The sequence below is a fragment of the Pseudomonas sp. TUM22785 genome (assembly GCF_028198105.1).
Classification (GTDB): domain Bacteria; phylum Pseudomonadota; class Gammaproteobacteria; order Pseudomonadales; family Pseudomonadaceae; genus Metapseudomonas; species Metapseudomonas solani.
The window spans coordinates 1,169,181-1,188,227 of the sequence record NZ_CP116239.1; the positions used below are offsets into that span (position 1 = coordinate 1,169,181).

Sequence of the window (19,047 nt, forward strand, 5' to 3'; positions counted from 1 at the left end):
TGCCTTGAAGTGAGGCGAAGTGCCAGCATGGCCGACGAGCGTCGTTTGCCCTGTTTCGCCCATTCCGGTAGCTTTGCCGCACGCGCGCGGGAGCGCCTGCGCCCCGCTCTATACCCCTGATCACAGAACCAAGGTCACCCATGGCTCAATACGTCTTCACCATGCATCGGCTGAGCAAGGTTGTTCCGCCGAAGCGGGAAATCCTTAAAAACATCTCCCTGTCGTTCTTCCCCGGCGCCAAGATCGGTGTGCTGGGCCTCAACGGCTCGGGTAAATCGACTCTGCTGAAGATCATGGCCGGCGTGGACACCGAGTTCGACGGCGAAGCGCGCCCGATGCCCGAGCTGAACATCGGCTACCTGCCCCAGGAGCCGCAGCTGGACCCGAACAAGAGCGTGCGCGAAGTGGTCGAGGAAGCGGTCAGCGTGGTGAAGGACGCCCAGGCTCGCCTGGACGAGGTCTACGCCGCCTACGCCGACCCGGACGCCGACTTCGACAAGCTGGCCGCCGAGCAGGCCAAGCTCGAAGCCATCCTCCAGGCCAGCGATGGCCACAACCTGGAGCGCCAGCTGGAAGTCGCCGCCGATGCGCTGCGCCTGCCGGCCTGGGACGCCCGCGTCGAGCACCTGTCCGGTGGTGAGAAGCGCCGCGTGGCCCTGTGCCGCCTGCTGCTGTCCGCCCCCGACATGCTGCTGCTGGACGAACCGACCAACCACCTGGACGCCGACTCCGTCGCCTGGCTGGAGCACTTCCTCCACGACTTCCCGGGCACCGTGGTAGCCATTACCCACGACCGTTACTTCCTCGATAACGTCGCCGGCTGGATCCTCGAACTCGACCGTGGCGCGGGCATCCCCTACGAGGGCAACTACTCCGGTTGGCTGGAGACCAAGTCGGCCCGTCTGGCCCAGGAATCCAAGCAGCAGTCGGCCCATGAAAAGGCCATGAAGGAAGAACTGGAGTGGGTGCGCAAAGGCGCCAAGGCCCGCCAGTCGAAATCCAAGGCCCGCCTGCAGCGCTTCGAGGAAATGCAATCCCAGGAATTCCAGAAGCGCAGCGAGACCAACGAGATCTACATCCCGGCCGGTCCGCGCCTGGGCGACAAGGTCATCGAGTTCAAGAACGTCACCAAGGGCTACGGCGACCGCGTGCTGATCGACAACCTGTCGTTCTCCATGCCCAAGGGCGCCATCGTCGGCGTGATCGGCGGTAACGGTGCCGGTAAGTCGACCCTGTTCCGCATGCTCATGGGCAAGGAGCAGCCGGACTCGGGCAGCATCGAGATCGGCGAGACCGTGCAACTGGCCTGCGTGGACCAGAGCCGCGACGACCTGGATGGCAGCAAGACCGTGTTCCAGCAGATTTCCGACGGCTCCGACCAGATCCGCATCGGCAACTACGAGATCCCGTCGCGCACCTACGTCGGTCGCTTCAACTTCAAGGGCGGCGACCAGCAGAAGTTCGTCAAGGACCTGTCCGGTGGTGAGCGTGGCCGCCTGCACCTGGCCCTGACCCTGAAGGAGGGTGGCAACGTCCTCCTGCTCGACGAACCGTCCAACGACCTCGACGTTGAAACCCTGCGCTCCCTGGAAGAAGCCCTGCTTGACTTCCCCGGCGCCGCCATCGTGATTTCCCACGATCGGTGGTTCCTGGACCGCGTCGCCACCCACATCCTGGCGTACGAAGACGACTCGCAAGCGGTGTTCTTCGAAGGCAACTACACCGAGTACGAAGCCGACCGCAAGAAACGCCTGGGCGATGCCGCTGCCCAGCCGCACCGCGTGCGTCACAAGAAGCTGGCCCAGTGACCTGAGGTCATCCCCCGGTTGACGCCGGGTGGGCCGCAAAAGAAAACGGAGCCGAAAGGCTCCGTTTTCGTTTCCGCTCCCGGCTTACTTCACCTTACGGGCCAGGTCGTCCAGGCTGCGTTGCAACTGGTCGGTCTTGCGTGCCTGCTCATCCAGCCCGCGCTGGATGCCGGAGATGTCGTTGGCCGAGCCGCTGTCGCGCTTGAGGTCGTCCACCTGGCGCCTCAGGGCGCTGATGGTGTCGGCCTGATCGCTGCTCAGCTGATTCAGCTTGTTGATGTGCTTCTGCATCTCCTTGAGATCGCCGACGCTGATGTTGCTCTCCGTCAGTTGGCCCCCGTGGGAGGTGCTATCTACAGCGGCGAGGTTGTCATAGCTGCTGGCCGAGCCTGCCATCTCGACACCTGCTCGGGCCTGGCCGATGCCGGCGAGCAGCAGGGCGGTGAGCGTGGTGGCGGCGAGGAGGGAAGGACGCATGCGCGAGCGGTACATGGATGAACTCCTGGGAGTGAGTGCCGAAATGGCACATCGCTATGACTGGCGCGAATGTGCCGAGTTCTCCCGTGGAAATGGGTGGATACAAAGGCCAGGCGGCAGCGCCCCGCTCGCTCGGTGCTCGCGCGAATGCGCTATTTGAGAGCCTGGATTGCGCCGACAAGGTGCAGGCTTTGCTCGACGAAATCCCCGTTTCAGAGGGGTTTATTCCCTTCGATTACGGCGTCTTTTATAGATTTGCACCAAAAAGATTCAATAAGGCGTCATTTTGCACTTCTGTAGGGCGCGTTTTCCTTGTTAGAGTCAGCGCCCTTTTGATCAGAACGAGCAGGCCAGGACGCCATGACCGAATCCGTCGACAACTATCTTGCCCGCCTGAAACGGCGTGACCCCGACCAGCCCGAATTCCACCAGGCCGTGGAAGAGGTGCTGCGCAGCCTGTGGCCCTTCCTCGAAGCCAACCCGCATTACCTGCAGGCCGGCATTCTCGAGCGCCTGGTGGAGCCGGAGCGCGCGGTGCTGTTCCGGGTGCCCTGGGTCGATGACGCCGGCCGCGTACGGGTCAACCGTGGCTTCCGCGTGCAGATGAGCAGCGCCATCGGCCCGTACAAGGGCGGCCTGCGCTTCCACCCCTCGGTGAACCTCGGCGTGCTCAAGTTCCTGGCCTTCGAGCAGGTGTTCAAGAACTCCCTGACCTCGCTGCCCATGGGCGGCGGCAAGGGCGGCTCGGACTTCGACCCCAAGGGCAAGAGCGATGCCGAAGTCATGCGCTTCTGCCAGTCGTTTATGAGCGAGCTGTACCGTCACATCGGCGCCGACCTCGACGTGCCCGCCGGTGACATGGGCGTCGGTGCCCGCGAGATCGGCTTCCTGTTCGGCCAGTACAAGCGCCTGTCCAACGAGTTCACTTCGGTGCTCACCGGCAAGGGCCTGTCCTACGGCGGCAGCCTGATCCGCCCGGAAGCCACCGGCTACGGCTGCGTGTACTTCGCCCAGGAAATGCTCAAGGGCCGCGAGAGCGGCTTCGACGGCCAGCGCGTGGCCATCTCTGGCTCCGGCAACGTCGCCCAGTACGCGGCGCAGAAGGTCATGGAGCTGGGCGGCAAGGTGATCTCGTTGTCCGATTCCGAAGGCACCCTGTTCGCCGAAGGCGGCCTGACCCAGGAGCAGTGGGAAGCGGTGATGGAGCTGAAGAACGTGCGCCGTGGCCGCCTCAGCGAGCTGCCGGCGCCTGGCCTGCGCTTCCTCGCCGGCCAGCGCCCCTGGAGCCTGGCTTGCGACATCGCGCTGCCCTGCGCGACCCAGAACGAGCTGGACGCCAACGACGCCCGCACCCTGCTGGCCAACGGCTGCATCTGCGTCGCCGAAGGCGCCAACATGCCCTCGACCCTGGAGGCTGTGGATATCTTCGTCGAGGCCGGCATCCTCTACGCCCCGGGCAAGGCCTCCAACGCTGGCGGCGTCGCCACCAGCGGCCTGGAGATGAGCCAGAACGCCATGCGCCTGCACTGGAGCGCCGGTGAGGTGGACCAGCGCCTGCACGGCATCATGCAGAACATCCACCATGCCTGCGTCGCCCACGGCGAAGAGCACGGCCGGATCAACTACGTGAAGGGCGCCAACATCGCCGGCTTCGTCAAGGTGGCCGACGCCATGCTGGCGCAAGGCGTGGTCTGAGTCGCGACATCCCCTGGTGGGAGCGGATTCATCCGCGACGAAAAAGGGCAGCCGAATGGCTGCCCTTTTCGTTTGCGCGACGGTTGTGCCCGGCCGCTCAATGGCCGGTCAGGGCGCGGTCCATGGCGCGGCGCTTGTCGCGCTCCCAGTCCTCGTCGCGGTCCTTGGAGATCTGCTCGTGGAACTCGCGCAGCTCTTCGCTGCGCACCTGTTCCTTGCACTGCTCGAAACCGTCGCCCCAGCCTTCGGCGTAGGTGCGCTCCTTGAGGTAGCGCGGCACGTCCTTGCGGAAGGCGCCGGTTATCACGCCGGCCGCCTGGCGGCCACTGCTGCAGCCGTCGCGGAAGCCGTCGGCGAAGGCCGGTGGGTAGCCTTCGGCGATCAGGTGTTGGTGGGTGCTCTCGCAGCCGGCCAGCAGGGCGCAGCCGAGTAGGAGGGGGATGGCAAGGGCGGCGCGGAATGACGCCATGTTCGACTCCCGTACGCCCGTTACCCGGGCGTACATGTGCTGATTTCATTGCGGCGGCCACCCCGGGAGGGGCGGCCTGGCGCAAGTATCGGCGGGAGGATGTCGTGGTTTCGTCAAACCGCCGTGATGGCGATGTCGTGGAAATCCTGCCGCTTACTCTGTATCTGACAGCGGACGGGCAGGAATTGCTGGATCACCTCGATATTGCTCACCAGGTGGTCGCTGAGCACCAGGGTGCTGAAGCTGCCGCCGCCGGCCAGGGCCATGGGCAGCAGCAGCTGGTCCGACAGGTGCTCGCCCACCGCGGTGCCAGAAGCCAGCCAGGCACGGGCCTCGTCCACCGCCAGGTCGGCGACCCGCTCCGCACCCAGGCGGGGCTGGCCGAAGGCGCTGAACACCTCGGTCAGGGTCGCGCAGCCGATCTCCAGCAGCAGGGCATTGCCCGGCCCCTGGTCATTGTCGATGAACTGCAGGTGCAGCTCGTCCTCACTCCAGCCCAGACGCTTGCCCACCCGTTGCAGCTCGCGTTCGCCGACATGGCCGGGAACCCCGGCGACCAGCGCGCGTGCCTGGCGCTTCAACACCACGCCCGGTGCCTCCAGGTGCAGCGGCTGCAGTTCGCCGGGTGCCATGCGCAACCGCACCACGCCGCCACCGGCCATCATGAAGCCGTGGCGCAGCAGCTCCAGCTCCACCTCGGCGCCCATGCGGCGCAACAGCGGCAGCCAGGCGCACTGGAGAAAGTCCACCGGCGGCGCCAGCGGGTTGTGGGTGCCGCCGCTGACCTCCAGGGTGCTCGGCCCGTCGGCGAACAGCAGCGCCGGCAGCAGGGTCTGCAGCACCAGGGTGCAGCTGCCCCCGCTGCCGATGGCGAAACGGTAGTCGCCGCCGCGTATCGGCCCGGGCGTGAAGCACAGCGTCTGCGAGCCCAGCTCAGCGCCCTCGACCACTGCCCCGGACACCTGCGCTGCCGCCAGCACCGCCGTCAGGTGCTGGCGCAACAGGCCCGGCCGACTGCGCTTCGCACGGATATTGCGGATGCGGAACGCGCGCCCGCTGATCATCGACAGGCTCAGCGCGCTGCGCATTATCTGGCCGCCACCGATGGCGCCGTCGAGTTCGAGAAAATCCTTGTTCATGTCTTCAGTGTTCCGATCAATTGCTTCCGCTAAGGGCGCTTTCACAGCAGCCGTATCAGGGCCGTCAGTTCTTCTTCGGGTATCAGTTGCCTGTCGCGCAGGCCTTCCAGGCGGGCCTTGAGTTGCGCGGCAGACGCCCAGTATCTGTTCGGTCGCCAGCGCTGACGCCAGGACTGGAACGCCTGTAGCCAGAGCTCGCGCTGGGCTTCAGCAGCGCTGCACAGGCCATCCAGCAGGCTTTCCGATTGGGCGCCGGCAGGCCGCATCAGGATGAGGCGCAGGCTGCCCGGTATGTCCTCCACGGCACGACGGGCGATCTCTGCCTGCAGTGCCGGCTCGAATGCCGGGTGGCGCAGGCGCTTCAAGGCCAGGAGTGCCGCCACGATCACGCCCGGTGCGGCGTCGTCCAGCAGGACGAGGCTTGCCTCGCTTGCTTGTTCAGGGGCGAGCTCCATCAGCACCTGCAGGCCCTTGCGGCGTACGGAGAGCAGTGGCGTGGCGAGCGCCTGGTGGGCCAGCGGAACGGCTTCCTCCATGCGCAGTTCAGCGGCCTGGCCGAGCACGCCGTGCCAGTGGGCCCTGTCCTTCGGCAGCTGCTCCAGGGCACGTCGCACCACGGCCGGGGCGTCGACGCCATGGCGAGGCGCAGCCCAGCGCGCCAGGTCGCGAACGGCGGGCGAGCTGTCCAGCAGGGCCGTTTCCAGCCAGTTGTGCAGTTCTGCTGCGTCGGGTTCGCCCTTGAGCAGCGCATACAGGGCCTTGGCGCGCAGGCGGCCGCTGCGGTCCATCAAGGCTCGGCGCCAGAGCGGGCCGGCCAGGTTGGACGGCGCCTTGCCCAGCGCGTCCATGGCTTGGGTGCGCAGCGTTGGATCGGGGTGTGCCAGGGCGGTCCCGAGCAGTTCGGCGTCGAGAGTGCCCTCAGCCATCAGGGTGCTGAAGACGAAGCGTGCTTCCCGTCCGCTCAGGCCTGGTAGCGCCTGAAGCAAGGTCGGGCGCAGCGCGGGCTCTCGCAGGCGTTCCTGGATGCTGGCCAGGGCCACGCCGTGGTCGGCGCGCATCTTGCGCTGCAGGTCCAGCAGCAGGTCGAGGTTGGCCAGCAGGCTCTCGGCAGACGCTGCGACCAGGCGCTGTTCCAGGGCACCCCGTGCCAGCTCGCGCAGGCTCGCCACCGAGTCGTTCAGGCAGACGAGGCAATAGGCCAAAGCGGATTCGTTGCCCCGCTCGAGGTGGCGGCGCAGCACGCCCTCGCGAATGAAACCGTTGTGCTGCCGAGGCAACTCGCGGGCGCTGAGGGTGACGCCGTTGGCCAGGGCGGTTTCGGCTTCGTCCAGCCGGTATCGCAGCCAGTCGGTGTATTCGCCGCCAGCCTGTTTCACGCGTAGCTGGTCCCGCCAATGGGCGAGCCATTGCGTTGTGTTCATTGGAGCTCTCCTTGGATGGGGGATCAGGCCCCATCCCTGTCCCGCCGGCTTATGGCGTCGGGGCGGGTGTATTCAATAGCGGTGCCAGTGGCACGCTCTGTGGGCGCAGGGTCGCTGCGCAGTGGTGCAGGCGGGTGGTTTCCGCCTGGGCCTGGGAGGCGCTTTCCGCCACCTGCATCAGGGCGTAGCGGTTAGCGCCCGGGGTGCCGGTGTCGATGACTGCATAGGACCCCAGGCACTCGGGCTGCCGGGTGCGGGAGGCATGGGCGGCGGTGGCGCTGGCGTGGCGCTCGGCGATCACCGCGAGCAGCGACGCTGGCGGCGGAGTGGCCGCTTCGGCCAGGGCCGAGTGGTCGCCATTCCACTTCAGGTTGCGGGTTTCCAGGCGGTCTGGCGCGTTGTCCTCCGTGGCGTGGTAGCGCACCAGCAGCACCGGACTCTCACCGGTGGCGGCCAACACCCAGCTCTGGTTGGGTCCCGGGGCCTCGTCGTGGGACCAGGCCAGGCGCGGGCCCTGGGCCGTCGCCAGGTAGAGGGCGTGGCGGCGCTTGGGATGCTCGAAGCCGGCCATCTGGGTGACCAGCAGTGCCGGCGCGCCATCCGCCAGCGGCAGCGGGCGGGCGGAGGCGCTGACCTGCCCTTCCTCCTCACCGGTTATCCACACCCCGGGTTGGCCCGAAGCGCTCGCCAGGGGCGTACCGGTGCCGTACAGGGGATCGGGCTCCGCTGGCTGGGCCGGTGCAGCCGTCGCCGACCAGGTCAGCGCCGCCGGGGCGCCGACCGGCTGGCCGCCACGCAACAGGCGCAGCTCGAAGGGGCAGGCCGTCTGGGTGCAGGCGGGCAGCGACAGTTCGAAGGCCGTTGTTGCGTCCAGGGCGACGGTTTCCAGCCGCTGGCGCTCCTGGGCGGCCAGGCTGCTGGCCAGGCCGAGGAGCGCCGGCAGGGTGATAAGCAGTTTGAAATCCATTTCCCGTGTTCTCCCTTTACTCGTTGGCGTCAGGCGGCGTGGGTCCGCACGCAGTGGCGCATGAATTCATCCAGCAGGGCGTCATCGCCCTCGCCCCGTGGCAGCTGTGGCGCTTCACCGGCGCAGGCCAGCTGGGCTTCGATGAAGGCGTGCAGCACCTCGCGGCGAGGGCCGTAGGTGGCTTCGGTCCCCGCACGCTTGAGTTGCAGCAGCGCGTGTATTTCCTCCAGCAGTGCAGCGTCATCCAGGGTCACCAGCAGGTCCTCGAAGGGCATCGGCGGGCGGCCGCGGCCTTGGTCGAGCCAGCGTACCGCCAGGAGCGGGCGCAGGACGTAGAGGTACTTCTTGAAACGCACGGTCTCGTCTTGCAGATAGCCCCGGAAGTTCTTCTTGGCCATGGACAGGTAGTGGTGACGCACGGCTCGGGGCGACCAGAAGGCTTCGGCCAGTTCGCGCAGGCGTGCACTGGCGGCTTCGTCCTGGCGGTACACCAGGGGCGAGTCGAGCCATTCCAGCAGCGTGGGGTTGGAGTGGCGCAGCAGGCGCAGGGCCTTGCGCAGTTCCCAGCCGCTGACGTCCAGCTCGTCGTCCAGCGGGCGCTCGATCACGTCGCGCGGCTCACTCACCTGCAGGTACCAGTCGGGTTGCTCGACATAGACGAAGCGCACGTCGTAGTCGCTGTCGCTGGAGGCGAAGCCCCAGGCGCGGCTGCCGGATTCGCAGGCGTAGAGCACGGTGACCTTGCGCTCGCGTTCGACCCGTTGCAGTTCCTCCAGCACCCGCTCGCGCATGGCGGCGGGGAGGGGATGGCGGTGGTCGCTGGTCATTTCGTTGGTTCCTTTACTGCTTCAATCGGTGGCGCTGGCGGCCAGCGCGCTGAGTGTTCGTCGTCTCGGGTTGTACAGGGTGAGGCACCAGATGCCCCACCATTCCTTGCCGTCATCGAAGTAGCTGCTCCAGGCGCTGCGCTGGGGTTCGTCGTCGGCGTTGCCGACCCAGTCCAGCACCTGCAGCCCTTCGCCGGCATGCAGCCGCAGGACCTCGCGCCATTCGCGGAAGTCCTCCACCTGCAGCGTGCTGCCGTAGGGCGGGCCGACCAGGGCCCGGTACAGCGGCCCATCGTCCCGCGCCAGGTCCTCGATGCGCGCGGCATCCAGGGCCTGCGGGCGCGCCCGATCCAGGTCGGGGATCAGCTCCGGCCAGGGTTTATTGGCGTACTGCGGGTGTTCTTCCAGCAGCTTGCGGCGCCATGCATGGGAGCGTTCGCGAATGCCTTCGAACAGCACCCGCAGCGCATCCTTGTGCTCGGCCTCGCCGGGGCGGGCGGTGACATCCAGGCCCAGCACGACGAAGTCGAAGACGCTGCCGGCTTCGTCGAGGCGGGCCTGGAGTTCCGTCACCCGGCGGTTCTCCAGTTTCTGCAACATGATTTCCTCTTCACAGTGTCTTGAAAAACGTCGGCGAGGCAGTCAGCGCAAGGCAAAAGCAGGCGAAAAAGTGGAGTTTACGAGCCGTAAATGAGCATTTTGATCGGACTCGCGCACGAGCCTGCTTTTAACGCAGCGATGGCAACGCAGGTAGTTTTTACCCCTTTACGCACACCACCTGGCGCAGGGTGTGCACCACTTCCACCAGCTCGCGCTGGGCATGCATCACGGCGTCGATATCCTTGTAGGCCATGGGGATCTCGTCGATTACGTCTTCGTCCTTGCGGCATTCCACATGGGCGGTGGCGCGGATCTGGTCTTCCACGGTGAACAGTTTCTTCGCCTTGGTACGGCTCATGGTGCGACCGGCACCGTGGCTGCAGGAGCAGAACGCCTCCTCGTTACCCAGGCCGCGCACGATGAAGCTGCGCGCGCCCATGGAGCCCGGGATGATCCCCAGCTGGCCCTTCTGCGCCGATACCGCACCCTTGCGGGTTACCAGGACCTCCTGGCCGAAGTGCTGCTCCTTCTGCACGTAGTTGTGGTGGCAGTTCACCGCCTCCAGGTTGGCCTCGAAGGGCTTGGTGATCACCTGGCGTGCTGCAGCGATCACGGCATGCATCATCATCGCGCGGTTCTGCTTGGCGAAGTCCTGGGCCCAGCTCACGGCTTCCACGTAGTCGTCGAAGTGCTCGCTGCCTTCTTCGAAGTAGGCCAGGTCGCGGTCCGGCAGGTTGGCGATGTGCTGGCGCATATCGGCCTGGGCCAGTTCGATGAACAGGTTGCCGATGGCGTTACCTACGCCGCGCGATCCGCTGTGGAGCATGAACCAGACGCGCTGTGCTTCGTCCAGGCAGACCTCGATGAAGTGGTTACCGGTTCCTAGGGTTCCCAGGTGCTTGCGGTTGTTGGTCTTCTCCAGGCGCGGGTACTTATCGGTGATCACCTTGAAGCGCCCGGCCAGGGCCGACCAGGCGTGGTCCGCCAGCTCCGGCACGTCTTCCCAGGCGCCTTTGTCTCGGCCACCGCGGGAAACGCTACGCCCGTGGGGCACGGCTCTTTCGATGGCGCTTCGCAGGCCGGCCAGGTTATCCGGCAGGTCGGAGGCGGTCAGCGAGGTGCGCGCGGCGATCATTCCGCAACCGATGTCCACGCCCACGGCGGCCGGGATGATGGCGCCGACGGTGGGGATCACGCTGCCGATGGTCGACCCCTTACCCAGGTGCACGTCCGGCATCACGGCCAGGTGCTTGAAGATGAAGGGCATCTGCGCGGTGTTCATCAGTTGCTTGCGCGCGTCGTCCTCCACCGGTACGCCCTGGGTCCAGAGCTTGATCGGTTTGCCGTTGGCGACTTCCAGCAGGTTGTAGTGCTTTTCCATGTTCTCGTTCCTTTCAATTTCAAAACGGCGACAACTGAGGTGAAACGTGCATCGCGCTCTATCCGTTGAGCTACGGCCCCGAAGAGCCGGCGGGAGTCGAACCCGCAACCACGACGTCCTGTAGTTCCACCGGCATTCGCCGGGTCGATCCTTTGGCCATTCGATGGCCCTGGTGCAGCGACGAGGCGACGCGGACATGAGACTGCTCTACCTACTGAGCTACCCGTTGCCGGGGCGGGGTTCGAACCCGCGACCAATGTAATGTCCGCTGCATTCGCTGCCGGCCCATGCGGGCCGTGGTGAAACAGGTGCGACGACAAAAGGTGGTGAAACGTTTTCGTGTTCTACCGTTGAACTACGGCCCCGCAGTATTGGAGCCGACGGGATTCGAACCCGCATCTCGACCGTGGAAGGGTGTAGTTCCACCGGCATTCGTCGCAAAACTCAAGGTGGCACGACAAGGGAAGGCGACTGTTCCGCGTTGCCGCGGGCCGGAATCGAACCGGCTCAACCGATGTACAGCCACCTGCATTCGTGCCGCGCGCTACGGTGACAAAGGTGTGCAGGGACATCGGTGATGTAGTCCCGGCTGCATTCGCCGTCTCGCGCTTCAACTCGTTGCGGGCCCCGCCCCATTGCGGGGCCCTTCATCTTTTCGCTACAGCTCGGTCGCCTCGATCAGCTCGACCCAGTGCCGCGCGCCGTATGCGCCGCTGGCGAACTGGGCGACCACATCGAATACCGCATCGCCGAAACCGCCGACGTTGAGGATGTCCGCCCGCTCCTGCGCCTGGGTGGTGCCGTAGGGCTGGATGTCGATGCAGACCATCTTCGCCTTCGGGTTCAGCCGCTTCAGCTGCTGCCACTGGAGCATGGTTTCGGTGGCGCCGCGACGCTTGGCGTCGATCCAGGATTCGTTGTCAGAAACCAGGATCAGCGTATCCACCTTGGCCTTCTCCTTCACCAGCTGCGCCAGCGGTGCCGAGCAGTTGGTACCACCGCCGCCGATCGAGGCCAGCTTCTGCGCGTTGCTCATCACGCTGTCACGCGGGTTGAGTCGCACGTTCACCACGTGGTTCTCGAACGGCATCACTCGCGCCATCGGCTGCTTGCGCAGTACCGCTGCGGCCATCAGCGCCGCCACGTCGATGCAGCGCACGGTGCTGGTGGCGCCCGGGCGGTAGCCGGTGGCCGGGCTCTGCATGGAGCCGGATACGTCCGGGCACACCACCACGTTGCCCCGCAGCGCCGGCACATTGGCCAGCGACATTTCCAGTGCGTCCTGCAGCGCCTCGCGCACCGGCTCCGGTACTTCGCTGCCGGCCATCTTGTAGGCAGTCAGCAACTGGTACGGGTAGACCCGTGCCTTGGCCACCGCTTCCCGGTCCGCCAGCCGCGCGGCAACCGTGTAGGCCGCGCCGCGCAACTGGAACACACCGTGGCGTGCCAGGGTGTTGAGGTTCATCCGCAGTGCCTGCCAGCCCATTCGCTGTGCCTGTACCAGCCACTGTTCAGCGCTCAGCTGACGGTCACCCAGCAATTGGAAGGGCACGTCCGGCAGCTCGTCGCTGGCGCCGCAGCGGTAAGCCAGCAGGGCACGGGTCAGCGGCGGCAGCGCGTCGGCATCCGCCGGCTTGCCGAGTACCCAGGCGAAGAAGGCTTCACGCCAGGCTTCGCTCGGTTTCGGGTGAACCATCTTCAGCACGTCCGCCAGGGAAGGTTGGTTGCCGATCGCGGCTTGCAGCAGTTGTCGCTCGCTGGCGGTGTTCAGCCACTCCTGTACCAGTCGCTTGGGTTGTGAACCGAGCGATTTACGGCCGGTCACACCGCTGCGCAGGATCTGCACGAAGTTGCGCAGCATCTTGCCGTTATCCACCACCTGGCCGAAAACTGCCGGCAGCAGGGAGGAGCGTTGCGCCGCCAGAGCGGCCACCAGCAGGGCCGGCATGTCCTTCATGTGGCCGGCACGACGGGCGTACACGGCGGTCTTGGCCACGAAGGCCGCGTCCAGTTGAGCCACCAGGGCCAGGACCTCGGCCAGTTGCTCGGGAGCGTCGGCGTAGAAGGTCTGGTTCAGGCAACCGGTCATCGCCAGTTGCGCCAGCTTGTGCTTCGGCTGCAGGGCGTAGGCGCCGGCCTGGCTGTGGTTCAGTGCATCCACCTGCGGCAGGCCTGCTGCCTGGGTGTTGAAGAGTGCGGTGTTGGCCATAGTGGCTTCTCGCTCTGTTGTCCTTTCGTTGACAGGGATATAGCGAGCGGCGTGCCAGTTCCGTTTTCGTGGCTCGAATTAATTTTTAACTCATTGATTTATAAGGATTTAATTTCTATTTCCGCTGAATCCAATGATCTCCATGGCGGCAGTCGTCATGAATATTCATATTCATGGATATACGAATTTATCTTTTTGGATAAAATCGCCGGCACTGACGCGCCCTCGACAAGGACATGCCATGCGCTTTTCACTTTTTCTCGTCTTCAGCCTGTTTGCCGGCCTGGCCCAGGCGGTGCCGCTGCCCGAGGTGCACGAGGGCGACATCATCTTCCACCAGTCGCGCTCGGCGCAGAGCCTGGCGGTGCAGCAGGCCACCCACTCGCGCTACAGCCACATGGGGCTGGTGCTGGCGCGCAACGGCACGCTGCAGGTGTTCGAGGCGGGGGCGAAGGTGCAGTACGTGCCGCTGCAGCACTGGATCGCCCGGGGCGAGGGTGGGCACTACGTGATCAAGCGGCTGGCCCGTGCCGATGAGCTGCTGACCCCTGACGTGCTGGTGCAGATGCGCCAGTTGGCGGAGGGCATGCGCGGGCGTCGCTATGACCTGGCCTTCGAGTGGAATGACCAGCGCCTGTATTGCTCGGAGCTGGTATGGAAGCTCTACGAGCGCAGCCTAGGCCTGCGCCTGGGCGAGTTGCAGCGCATCCGCGACTTCGACCTGAGCTCGCCGGTGGTGAAGGCGAAGATGCGCGAGCGCTACGGCCAGAACATCCCGCTGGACGAGACCGTGGTATCACCGGTGGCGATCTTCGAGTCGCCCCTGCTGATCACCGTGGCGGAGCACTGAGCATGGCGCGCAAGACCGTCGCCATCGGCTTTATCGGCGCCACCCTGGATCGCATGGGCAAGGGCGCCGAGCGCTGGAACAAGTGGCGCCCCAGCGTCGGCCTGTGCCAGCAGCCGGACCTGCTGCTGGACCGCCTGGAACTGATCCACGGCAGCGATGCCCGCGACCTGGGGCTGGCCCAGCGCATCAAGGGCGATGTGGAGCAGGTGTCGCCGCAGACCGAGGTGGTGCTGCACGAGATGCCGCTGCACAACCCCTGGGACTTCGAGGAGGTGTATTCGGCGCTGCACGACTTCGCCAGCGCCTACCGCTTCGATACCGAGCACGAGGACTACCTGGTGCACATCACCACCGGGACCCACGTAGCGCAGATCTGCTGGTTCCTGCTCACCGAGGCGCGCTACCTGCCGGCGCGCCTGGTGCAGACCTCGCCGGCCCGCCGTCGCGACGAGGACCGCCATGCCATCGGCACCCACTCGCTGATCGACCTCGACCTGTCGCGCTACGACCATATCGCCTCGCGCTTCCAGCGCGAGATGCTGGAGAGCCTGGCGCTGCTGAAATCCGGCATCGCCACGCGCAACGCGGCGTTCAACCGCAGCATCGAGCAGATCGAGCGGGTGGCGCTGCGTTCCCGCGCGCCCATGCTGCTGGTGGGGCCGACCGGGGCGGGCAAGTCGTTCCTGGCGCGGCGCATCTTCGAGCTGAAGGATGCGCGCCACCAGATCAAGGGCCGCTTCGTCGAGGTGAACTGCGCGACCCTGCGCGGCGACGGCGCGATGTCGGCGCTGTTCGGCCATATCAAGGGCGCCTTCACCGGCGCTCAGAACGCCCGCGATGGCCTGCTGCGCGCGGCGGACGGCGGCATGCTGTTCCTCGACGAGATCGGCGAGTTGGGCCTCGACGAGCAGGCCATGCTGCTCAAGGCCATCGAGGAGAAACGCTTCTTCCCCATGGGCTCGGACCGTGAGGTGGAAAGCGATTTCCTGCTGATCGCCGGCACCCACCGCGACCTGCGCACGCGGGTGGCCGAGGGGCTGTTCCGCGAAGACCTCTATGCCCGTATCAACCTCTGGACCTTCGAACTGCCGGGCCTGGCCGGGCGCCGCGAGGACATCGAGCCGAACATCGATTTCGAACTGGAGCGCCATGCCCGCGAGCAGGGGCGCATGGTGCGTTTCAACGTCGAGGCGCGGCGCCGCTACCTGGCCTTCGCCTGTTCGGGGGAGGCGCGCTGGGCGGGTAATTTCCGCGAGCTGTCGGCCTCGATCACGCGCATGGCGACCCTGGCTGACAGCGGCCGCATCGACGAAGCGCTGGTGCAGGAGGAGATCGACCGCCTGCGCTACGCCTGGGGCGCCCAGGGGCAGGCGGATGATGGCCTGGCGGCGCTGCTCGGCGAGCGGCTGGTGGAGCTGGACCGCTTCGATCGCCTGCAGCTGGCAGCGGTGGTCGCGGTGTGCCGCGAGGCGAGCAGCCTGTCCGAGGCGGGGCGGCTGCTCTATGACGTCTCGCGTCAGGCCAAGGCGCAGCCCAATGATGCCGACCGGCTGCGCAAGTACCTGGCGCGGTTCGGCCTGGAGTGGAAGGACCTGGCCGCCGGCTGAGGTGGCTTGATCGTCGTGCCGGCCTCGACTCCGCTTGGTGGAGGTAAAAGGCGACCTCCACGCAGCGGTCATGCCCATTCGGTGGGGGCGCCCGTGTAGGGGCGACTTCAGTCGCCCTCCTTGTGGGAGCGAGTTCATTCGCGATGGGCTCCCCTAGGCTCTGCGTTGCCGCGTTTCTAGGTAACGGCCCGCTCCGGTTTCCTTTGTGCTCGGCTATCCTGTGCGCCTTTCGAACAGGCCGAGCAAGGACCGCCCCATGAACCTCCCTCACTCCGTCGAGCACCTGCGCGAGCGCTGCGCGGCGGGAGAATCCTTCGATTACCTGTACTTCTGGGGCCACAGCAGCGCCCCCGGCGCGCCGCTGGGCAAGGCCTGTTTCAGCCAGTGGTTCAAGTCGCCCTTCACCCTGGATGGCGTGCGCTATGCCACCGCCGAGCACTGGATGATGGCTGGCAAGGCGCGCCTGTTCGGGGATGAGCAGGCGCTGGAGCGCATCCTCGCCGCCCGTACGCCGGCCGATGCCAAGGCGCTCGGTCGCGAGGTCCGTGGTTTCGATGACGCCCGCTGGCGTACCCACAGCTTCGACCTGGTGGTAGAGGGCAATCTCGGCAAGTTCGAGCAGAACCCCGACATGCAACGGGTACTGCTGGTCACCGGCACCAAGGTTTTGGTGGAGGCCAGCCCGGTGGACCCGGTCTGGGGCATCGGCCTGGCCGAGGCGGACGCGGCGGCGCGTGAGCCCGCTACCTGGCGTGGCCTCAACCTGCTGGGCTTCGCCCTGATGCAGGTGCGCGAGCAGCTGGGAGGGCAGGCCTGATGTTCACCGACGACGAACTGCAACGCCTGCGCCGGCACGGGCTGGCGCCCTTCGCCGGGCGCATCATCCACGAGGCCCGGCCGCCGATCACCGATACCGAGTTGGCCGAGGTGGAGCAGCGCCTGGGTCGCCCGCTGCCGCCGACCCTGGTGCGGCTGTGGCGTGTCGCCTTTGGTGGCCGCCTCGATTACGACGTCCAGGTGGACTACCAGGGCCACCTGCATCCCTTCTCCCTGAGTGAGCTGTTCTTCCCCGGCAGTGACGGTTACCACGACCTGTGGGGCTGGGTCGAGCACGAGGAGGAGGGCGCTCGGGAGTTCGCCGAGGACGAGGGCCGTGAGTGGGATGGGCGCCTGACGTTCCTGCCCGTGGGCGGCTTCGAGTACCTGGAGCGCGTCTATGTCCGCATCGAGCCGGGTGACAATTTCGGTGCTGTCTATGCCTGGAGCAAAGGGCTGCCGCCGGCCTGGCCCATGCGCCTGCACGAGGATTCGTTCGCCCGGGTGGCGGACGACCTGGAGGGGCTGTTCGCCCAACTGGTGTATTACAGCGACCCCTTTGCCGAGGGCGCCGACGGCACCGGCCTGGAGCTGGACGAGGCGTTGGACCCGCTGGCCGCCGAGGATGCCGGGTTGGCGCAGCGGCTGCGGGCGGGGATGAGCGCCCAGGTGCAGGACTGGCGCGGTGCGCTGGAGGACGGCCGGCTACTGGCCGAGCCGGCCTTGCAGCGCCTTGCCCTGGAACACGCGGTGGAGGCCGGTGACGAAGCACTGCTGACGTGCCTGGCCGATGCGGGCGTGGACCTTGGGCAGCTGATCCGCGGTGGGGCGAATGCACCGGTGTACGCCCGCCTGCTCAAGCGCGAGGCCGTGGTGGCCTGGTTCGCTGGACGCGGCATCGCCGAGCGCTACCTCGATCAGTAGTGGTACCAGCGCAGCTGCAGCATCACTTCGTTGTCATTGCCGCCGAGCTGGCTGAAGGAGCGCTCGGCGGAGAGGCGCAGGCCCAGGTCCGGGCTCAGCTCCCATTGCTGGTTGAGTGACAGGCGCCGGCGCACCTCGCCGTTGTGGAAGTAGTCGCCGGCCGCTTCCAGGCTGAGGGTGCCCAGGGGATTGCGCCAGAGCAGCCCGGTATCGAAGCCGCCGGCCCCGGCGACGAAGGCGCCGAAATCCGGGTTGTGCTCCACCCGGGCGGTGGCCAGGGCGTAGTAGAGGGCGTCGTCCCCCAGCTGCCAGCTGCCGCCCACGCCGCCGTTGAGGTGGCTCACCAGGGTTTCGTCACCGTCCTTGCCGGGCACCCGTTCCAGGCCGCCGGCCACCTGCCAGGACCAGGGCTGCAGCAACTGGGTGCGCGGGGTCAGCGAGCGGATGGTGGCGAAGTCCAGTTGCTGCAGCTGCCAGTGGTTCTGCTCGTACTGGCGCAGCTTGAGCTGGAGGATTTCGATCTGCGCACCGAGGGGGAAGCCGGCGAGGTTGTCGTTGAGGTCGTGGTAGGCCATGCGCAGGCCGTACTCGGCGTAGGCGCGGTCTTCACGGCTGCCGACGCCCAGTTGCCAGGTGCGCGACTCGTGGCCTTCCTCGGGCAGCGCCGGGCGTTCGGCCTGCAGTGGGGGCGGCGGGTTCTGGTTGATCGCCCGCAGCAGCTGGAAGCTGCGCTGCGCACGGGCGCCGCTGCGTTCCTTGCCGGTGGAGCGGTAGCGCTCGAGGCGGAAGGCGGCGTCCTGGATCAGCGCGCGGCGCGGGGCGGGCAGGGCGCGGAAGGCCGGGTCGTCCAGCAGGCTCTCGTCGTCGGCCAGGCGCAGGACCCAATCCTGCTCGTCGCTGTCCAGCGGCGCGGCGCGGGCCATCAGTTCCTTTTCCCGCGAGGGGCGGTAGTCGATCTGTTCCACCAGCCCGGCGTCCTTGATGGCGCGCACGGTGTCGGTGGGGATGGCGGTGAGCGGGAACTGCTCGGTGAGCTCGATGCCGGGGCGGGCGATCTCCAGCAGCTCCAGCAGTCGGTAGGAGCAGTTCTCGTCGAAGAAGAAGTAGTCGAAGCGCACCTGGCGCAGCTCCCACACGTGCTCGACCATGCGCCCGGTTTCCTCGGCGGTGAGATTGAGTCGGTACTCCCACAGGTCGCGGTTTTCCAGGCGGCTGTATTCCTTGAGCTTGTCGCGGTAGGGCACCAGGGCGAAGAGGCCGGGGTAGCCGCCCATCAGGCCCTTCCAGGCGTAGAGGATGCTGTTGTCCGCGCCTTCGATGAAGGCACCGAAGTTGAGCGCGTAGCTGAGCAGGGCAGAGTTGTTCTCCTGCACGTCGGGCTGGTCGATGCGCAGCAGGGTGTGGCCGAACATGGACGAGGGGCTGTTGAGGTAGGCCGCAGGGAAGATCAGCACCGTGCTGTGGGGGTTGATGTCGCGGTACCAGTTGGCGAATTCGCTGCAGGCCGGCGCCGGCAGCCCGGTCAGCTGCAGGCGTTCGCGCAGCCAGCGGGTGCGCGCCGGATAGAGGCATTGCGGGTGGCGATCGCCGAGGCTGGCGTCCTGGTAGAGGGCGTCCACCGTGGCGGCGAGTTCGGCGGCGGGGTCGCTGTCGCCGTTTTCGGCGAGGAAGAAGCGTTCGTCGTCGACGTAGCTGCGCCAGCCGCCGAGCTTGCCGGTTTCGTAATGGCCGAGGGCGATCCAGTAGGGGTCTTGCGCCAGGCGCTGCAGGGTTTGCTGGGGAATGGCGGGGGCCGCCATCAGGTGTGTACAGGTGCAGAGCGCCAGGAGGGAGAAGATCCGTTTCAACTGCACTGCT

16 protein-coding genes are annotated in these 19,047 nt (G+C 66.6%); 6 read left to right on the forward strand and 10 right to left on the reverse strand.

Annotated elements, in window-relative coordinates:
- Positions 1–140: 140 nt before the first annotated feature.
- Positions 141–1,808, forward strand: a complete 1,668-nt coding sequence (gene ettA / locus PI990_RS05510; protein WP_021219403.1) for an energy-dependent translational throttle protein EttA — start codon at positions 141–143, stop codon at positions 1,806–1,808.
- Positions 1,809–1,892: 84 nt separating this feature from the next.
- On the opposite strand, the gene PI990_RS05515 is transcribed toward ettA, so the two are convergent.
- Positions 1,893–2,300 carry a hypothetical protein gene (locus tag PI990_RS05515; protein WP_021219402.1) on the reverse strand — a complete coding sequence of 136 codons (408 nt, stop codon included), beginning with the start codon at positions 2,298–2,300 and terminating at the stop codon, positions 1,893–1,895.
- 345 nt (positions 2,301–2,645) lie between these two features.
- On the opposite strand from PI990_RS05515, the gene gdhA reads away from it, so the two are divergent.
- Positions 2,646–3,980 carry an NADP-specific glutamate dehydrogenase gene (gdhA, locus tag PI990_RS05520; RefSeq protein ID WP_271660034.1) on the forward strand — a complete coding sequence of 445 codons (1,335 nt, stop codon included), beginning with the start codon at positions 2,646–2,648 and terminating at the stop codon, positions 3,978–3,980.
- Between the two features lie 97 nt (positions 3,981–4,077).
- Here the strand turns inward: gdhA and PI990_RS05525 are convergent, their stop codons facing one another.
- The 8 genes from PI990_RS05525 to PI990_RS05560 form a co-directional block, all read right to left on the reverse strand.
- Positions 4,078–4,449 carry a hypothetical protein gene (locus tag PI990_RS05525; protein WP_271660035.1) on the reverse strand — a complete coding sequence of 124 codons (372 nt, stop codon included), beginning with the start codon at positions 4,447–4,449 and terminating at the stop codon, positions 4,078–4,080.
- Between the two features lie 113 nt (positions 4,450–4,562).
- Positions 4,563–5,588: an RNA 3'-terminal phosphate cyclase gene (gene rtcA / locus PI990_RS05530; protein ID WP_271660036.1), complete on the reverse strand. Its 1,026-nt coding sequence runs from the start codon at positions 5,586–5,588 to the stop codon at positions 4,563–4,565.
- A 41-nt stretch (positions 5,589–5,629) separates the two neighbouring features.
- Positions 5,630–7,009: a HEAT repeat domain-containing protein gene (locus PI990_RS05535; RefSeq protein ID WP_271660037.1), complete on the reverse strand. Its 1,380-nt coding sequence runs from the start codon at positions 7,007–7,009 to the stop codon at positions 5,630–5,632.
- A 49-nt stretch (positions 7,010–7,058) separates the two neighbouring features.
- Positions 7,059–7,976 carry a hypothetical protein gene (locus tag PI990_RS05540; protein WP_271660038.1) on the reverse strand — a complete coding sequence of 306 codons (918 nt, stop codon included), beginning with the start codon at positions 7,974–7,976 and terminating at the stop codon, positions 7,059–7,061.
- Between the two features lie 29 nt (positions 7,977–8,005).
- Complete coding sequence (locus PI990_RS05545; RefSeq protein ID WP_271660039.1) at positions 8,006–8,803, reverse strand: nucleotidyltransferase domain-containing protein; 798 nt, start codon at positions 8,801–8,803, stop codon at positions 8,006–8,008.
- 21 nt (positions 8,804–8,824) lie between these two features.
- The gene (locus PI990_RS05550) at positions 8,825–9,403 is read right to left on the reverse strand and encodes a hypothetical protein (protein ID WP_271660040.1); all 579 of its coding nucleotides are present in this window, start codon (positions 9,401–9,403) and stop codon (positions 8,825–8,827) included.
- A gap of 157 nt (positions 9,404–9,560) precedes the next feature.
- Positions 9,561–10,784 carry an RtcB family protein gene (locus PI990_RS05555; protein ID WP_043243702.1) on the reverse strand — a complete coding sequence of 408 codons (1,224 nt, stop codon included), beginning with the start codon at positions 10,782–10,784 and terminating at the stop codon, positions 9,561–9,563.
- A 658-nt stretch (positions 10,785–11,442) separates the two neighbouring features.
- The gene (locus tag PI990_RS05560) at positions 11,443–12,993 is read right to left on the reverse strand and encodes a TROVE domain-containing protein (RefSeq protein WP_271660041.1); all 1,551 of its coding nucleotides are present in this window, start codon (positions 12,991–12,993) and stop codon (positions 11,443–11,445) included.
- 241 nt (positions 12,994–13,234) lie between these two features.
- Here PI990_RS05560 and PI990_RS05565 point away from each other — a divergent pair, with 241 nt between their 5' ends.
- The 4 genes from PI990_RS05565 (at position 13,235) to PI990_RS05580 (ending at position 17,190) form a co-directional block, all read left to right on the forward strand.
- The gene (locus PI990_RS05565) at positions 13,235–13,843 is read left to right on the forward strand and encodes a YiiX family permuted papain-like enzyme (protein WP_271660042.1); all 609 of its coding nucleotides are present in this window, start codon (positions 13,235–13,237) and stop codon (positions 13,841–13,843) included.
- 2 nt (positions 13,844–13,845) lie between these two features.
- Entirely contained in the window at positions 13,846–15,450 is a 1,605-nt protein-coding gene (gene rtcR, locus PI990_RS05570; protein WP_271660043.1) for an RNA repair transcriptional activator RtcR, read from the forward strand.
- A gap of 256 nt (positions 15,451–15,706) precedes the next feature.
- Entirely contained in the window at positions 15,707–16,267 is a 561-nt protein-coding gene (locus tag PI990_RS05575; RefSeq protein WP_271660044.1) for an NADAR family protein, read from the forward strand.
- Positions 16,267–17,190, forward strand: coding sequence for an SMI1/KNR4 family protein (locus tag PI990_RS05580; RefSeq protein ID WP_271660045.1), 924 nt, complete (start codon positions 16,267–16,269; stop codon positions 17,188–17,190). The genes PI990_RS05575 and PI990_RS05580 overlap by 1 nt, the downstream gene beginning before the upstream one ends.
- On the opposite strand, the gene PI990_RS05585 is transcribed toward PI990_RS05580, so the two are convergent.
- On the reverse strand, positions 17,184–18,989 hold the full coding sequence (locus tag PI990_RS05585; RefSeq protein ID WP_271661264.1) for an Lnb N-terminal periplasmic domain-containing protein: 1,806 nt from the start codon (positions 18,987–18,989) through the stop codon (positions 17,184–17,186). The two genes, PI990_RS05580 and PI990_RS05585, sit on opposite strands and share 7 nt — an antisense overlap.
- Between the last annotated feature and the right edge of the window lie 58 nt (positions 18,990–19,047).

What these genes read in the sequence shown, in the direction of transcription:
- PI990_RS05585 (WP_271661264.1), bottom strand. Translation starts at nt 18,989, where the DNA reads ATGGCGGCCCCCGCCATTCCCCAGCAAACCCTGCAGCGCCTGGCGCAA.
- PI990_RS05575 (WP_271660044.1), top strand. Translation starts at nt 15,707, where the DNA reads ATGAACCTCCCTCACTCCGTCGAGCACCTGCGCGAGCGCTGCGCGGCG.
- rtcR (WP_271660043.1), top strand. Translation starts at nt 13,846, where the DNA reads ATGGCGCGCAAGACCGTCGCCATCGGCTTTATCGGCGCCACCCTGGAT.
- PI990_RS05555 (WP_043243702.1), bottom strand. Translation starts at nt 10,784, where the DNA reads ATGGAAAAGCACTACAACCTGCTGGAAGTCGCCAACGGCAAACCGATC.
- PI990_RS05560 (WP_271660041.1), bottom strand. Translation starts at nt 12,993, where the DNA reads ATGGCCAACACCGCACTCTTCAACACCCAGGCAGCAGGCCTGCCGCAG.
- rtcA (WP_271660036.1), bottom strand. Translation starts at nt 5,588, where the DNA reads ATGAACAAGGATTTTCTCGAACTCGACGGCGCCATCGGTGGCGGCCAG.
- PI990_RS05550 (WP_271660040.1), bottom strand. Translation starts at nt 9,403, where the DNA reads ATGTTGCAGAAACTGGAGAACCGCCGGGTGACGGAACTCCAGGCCCGC.
- PI990_RS05565 (WP_271660042.1), top strand. Translation starts at nt 13,235, where the DNA reads ATGCGCTTTTCACTTTTTCTCGTCTTCAGCCTGTTTGCCGGCCTGGCC.
- PI990_RS05580 (WP_271660045.1), top strand. Translation starts at nt 16,267, where the DNA reads ATGTTCACCGACGACGAACTGCAACGCCTGCGCCGGCACGGGCTGGCG.
- PI990_RS05525 (WP_271660035.1), bottom strand. Translation starts at nt 4,449, where the DNA reads ATGGCGTCATTCCGCGCCGCCCTTGCCATCCCCCTCCTACTCGGCTGC.
- ettA (WP_021219403.1), top strand. Translation starts at nt 141, where the DNA reads ATGGCTCAATACGTCTTCACCATGCATCGGCTGAGCAAGGTTGTTCCG.
- PI990_RS05545 (WP_271660039.1), bottom strand. Translation starts at nt 8,803, where the DNA reads ATGACCAGCGACCACCGCCATCCCCTCCCCGCCGCCATGCGCGAGCGG.
- PI990_RS05515 (WP_021219402.1), bottom strand. Translation starts at nt 2,300, where the DNA reads ATGTACCGCTCGCGCATGCGTCCTTCCCTCCTCGCCGCCACCACGCTC.
- gdhA (WP_271660034.1), top strand. Translation starts at nt 2,646, where the DNA reads ATGACCGAATCCGTCGACAACTATCTTGCCCGCCTGAAACGGCGTGAC.
- PI990_RS05540 (WP_271660038.1), bottom strand. Translation starts at nt 7,976, where the DNA reads ATGGATTTCAAACTGCTTATCACCCTGCCGGCGCTCCTCGGCCTGGCC.
- PI990_RS05535 (WP_271660037.1), bottom strand. Translation starts at nt 7,009, where the DNA reads ATGAACACAACGCAATGGCTCGCCCATTGGCGGGACCAGCTACGCGTG.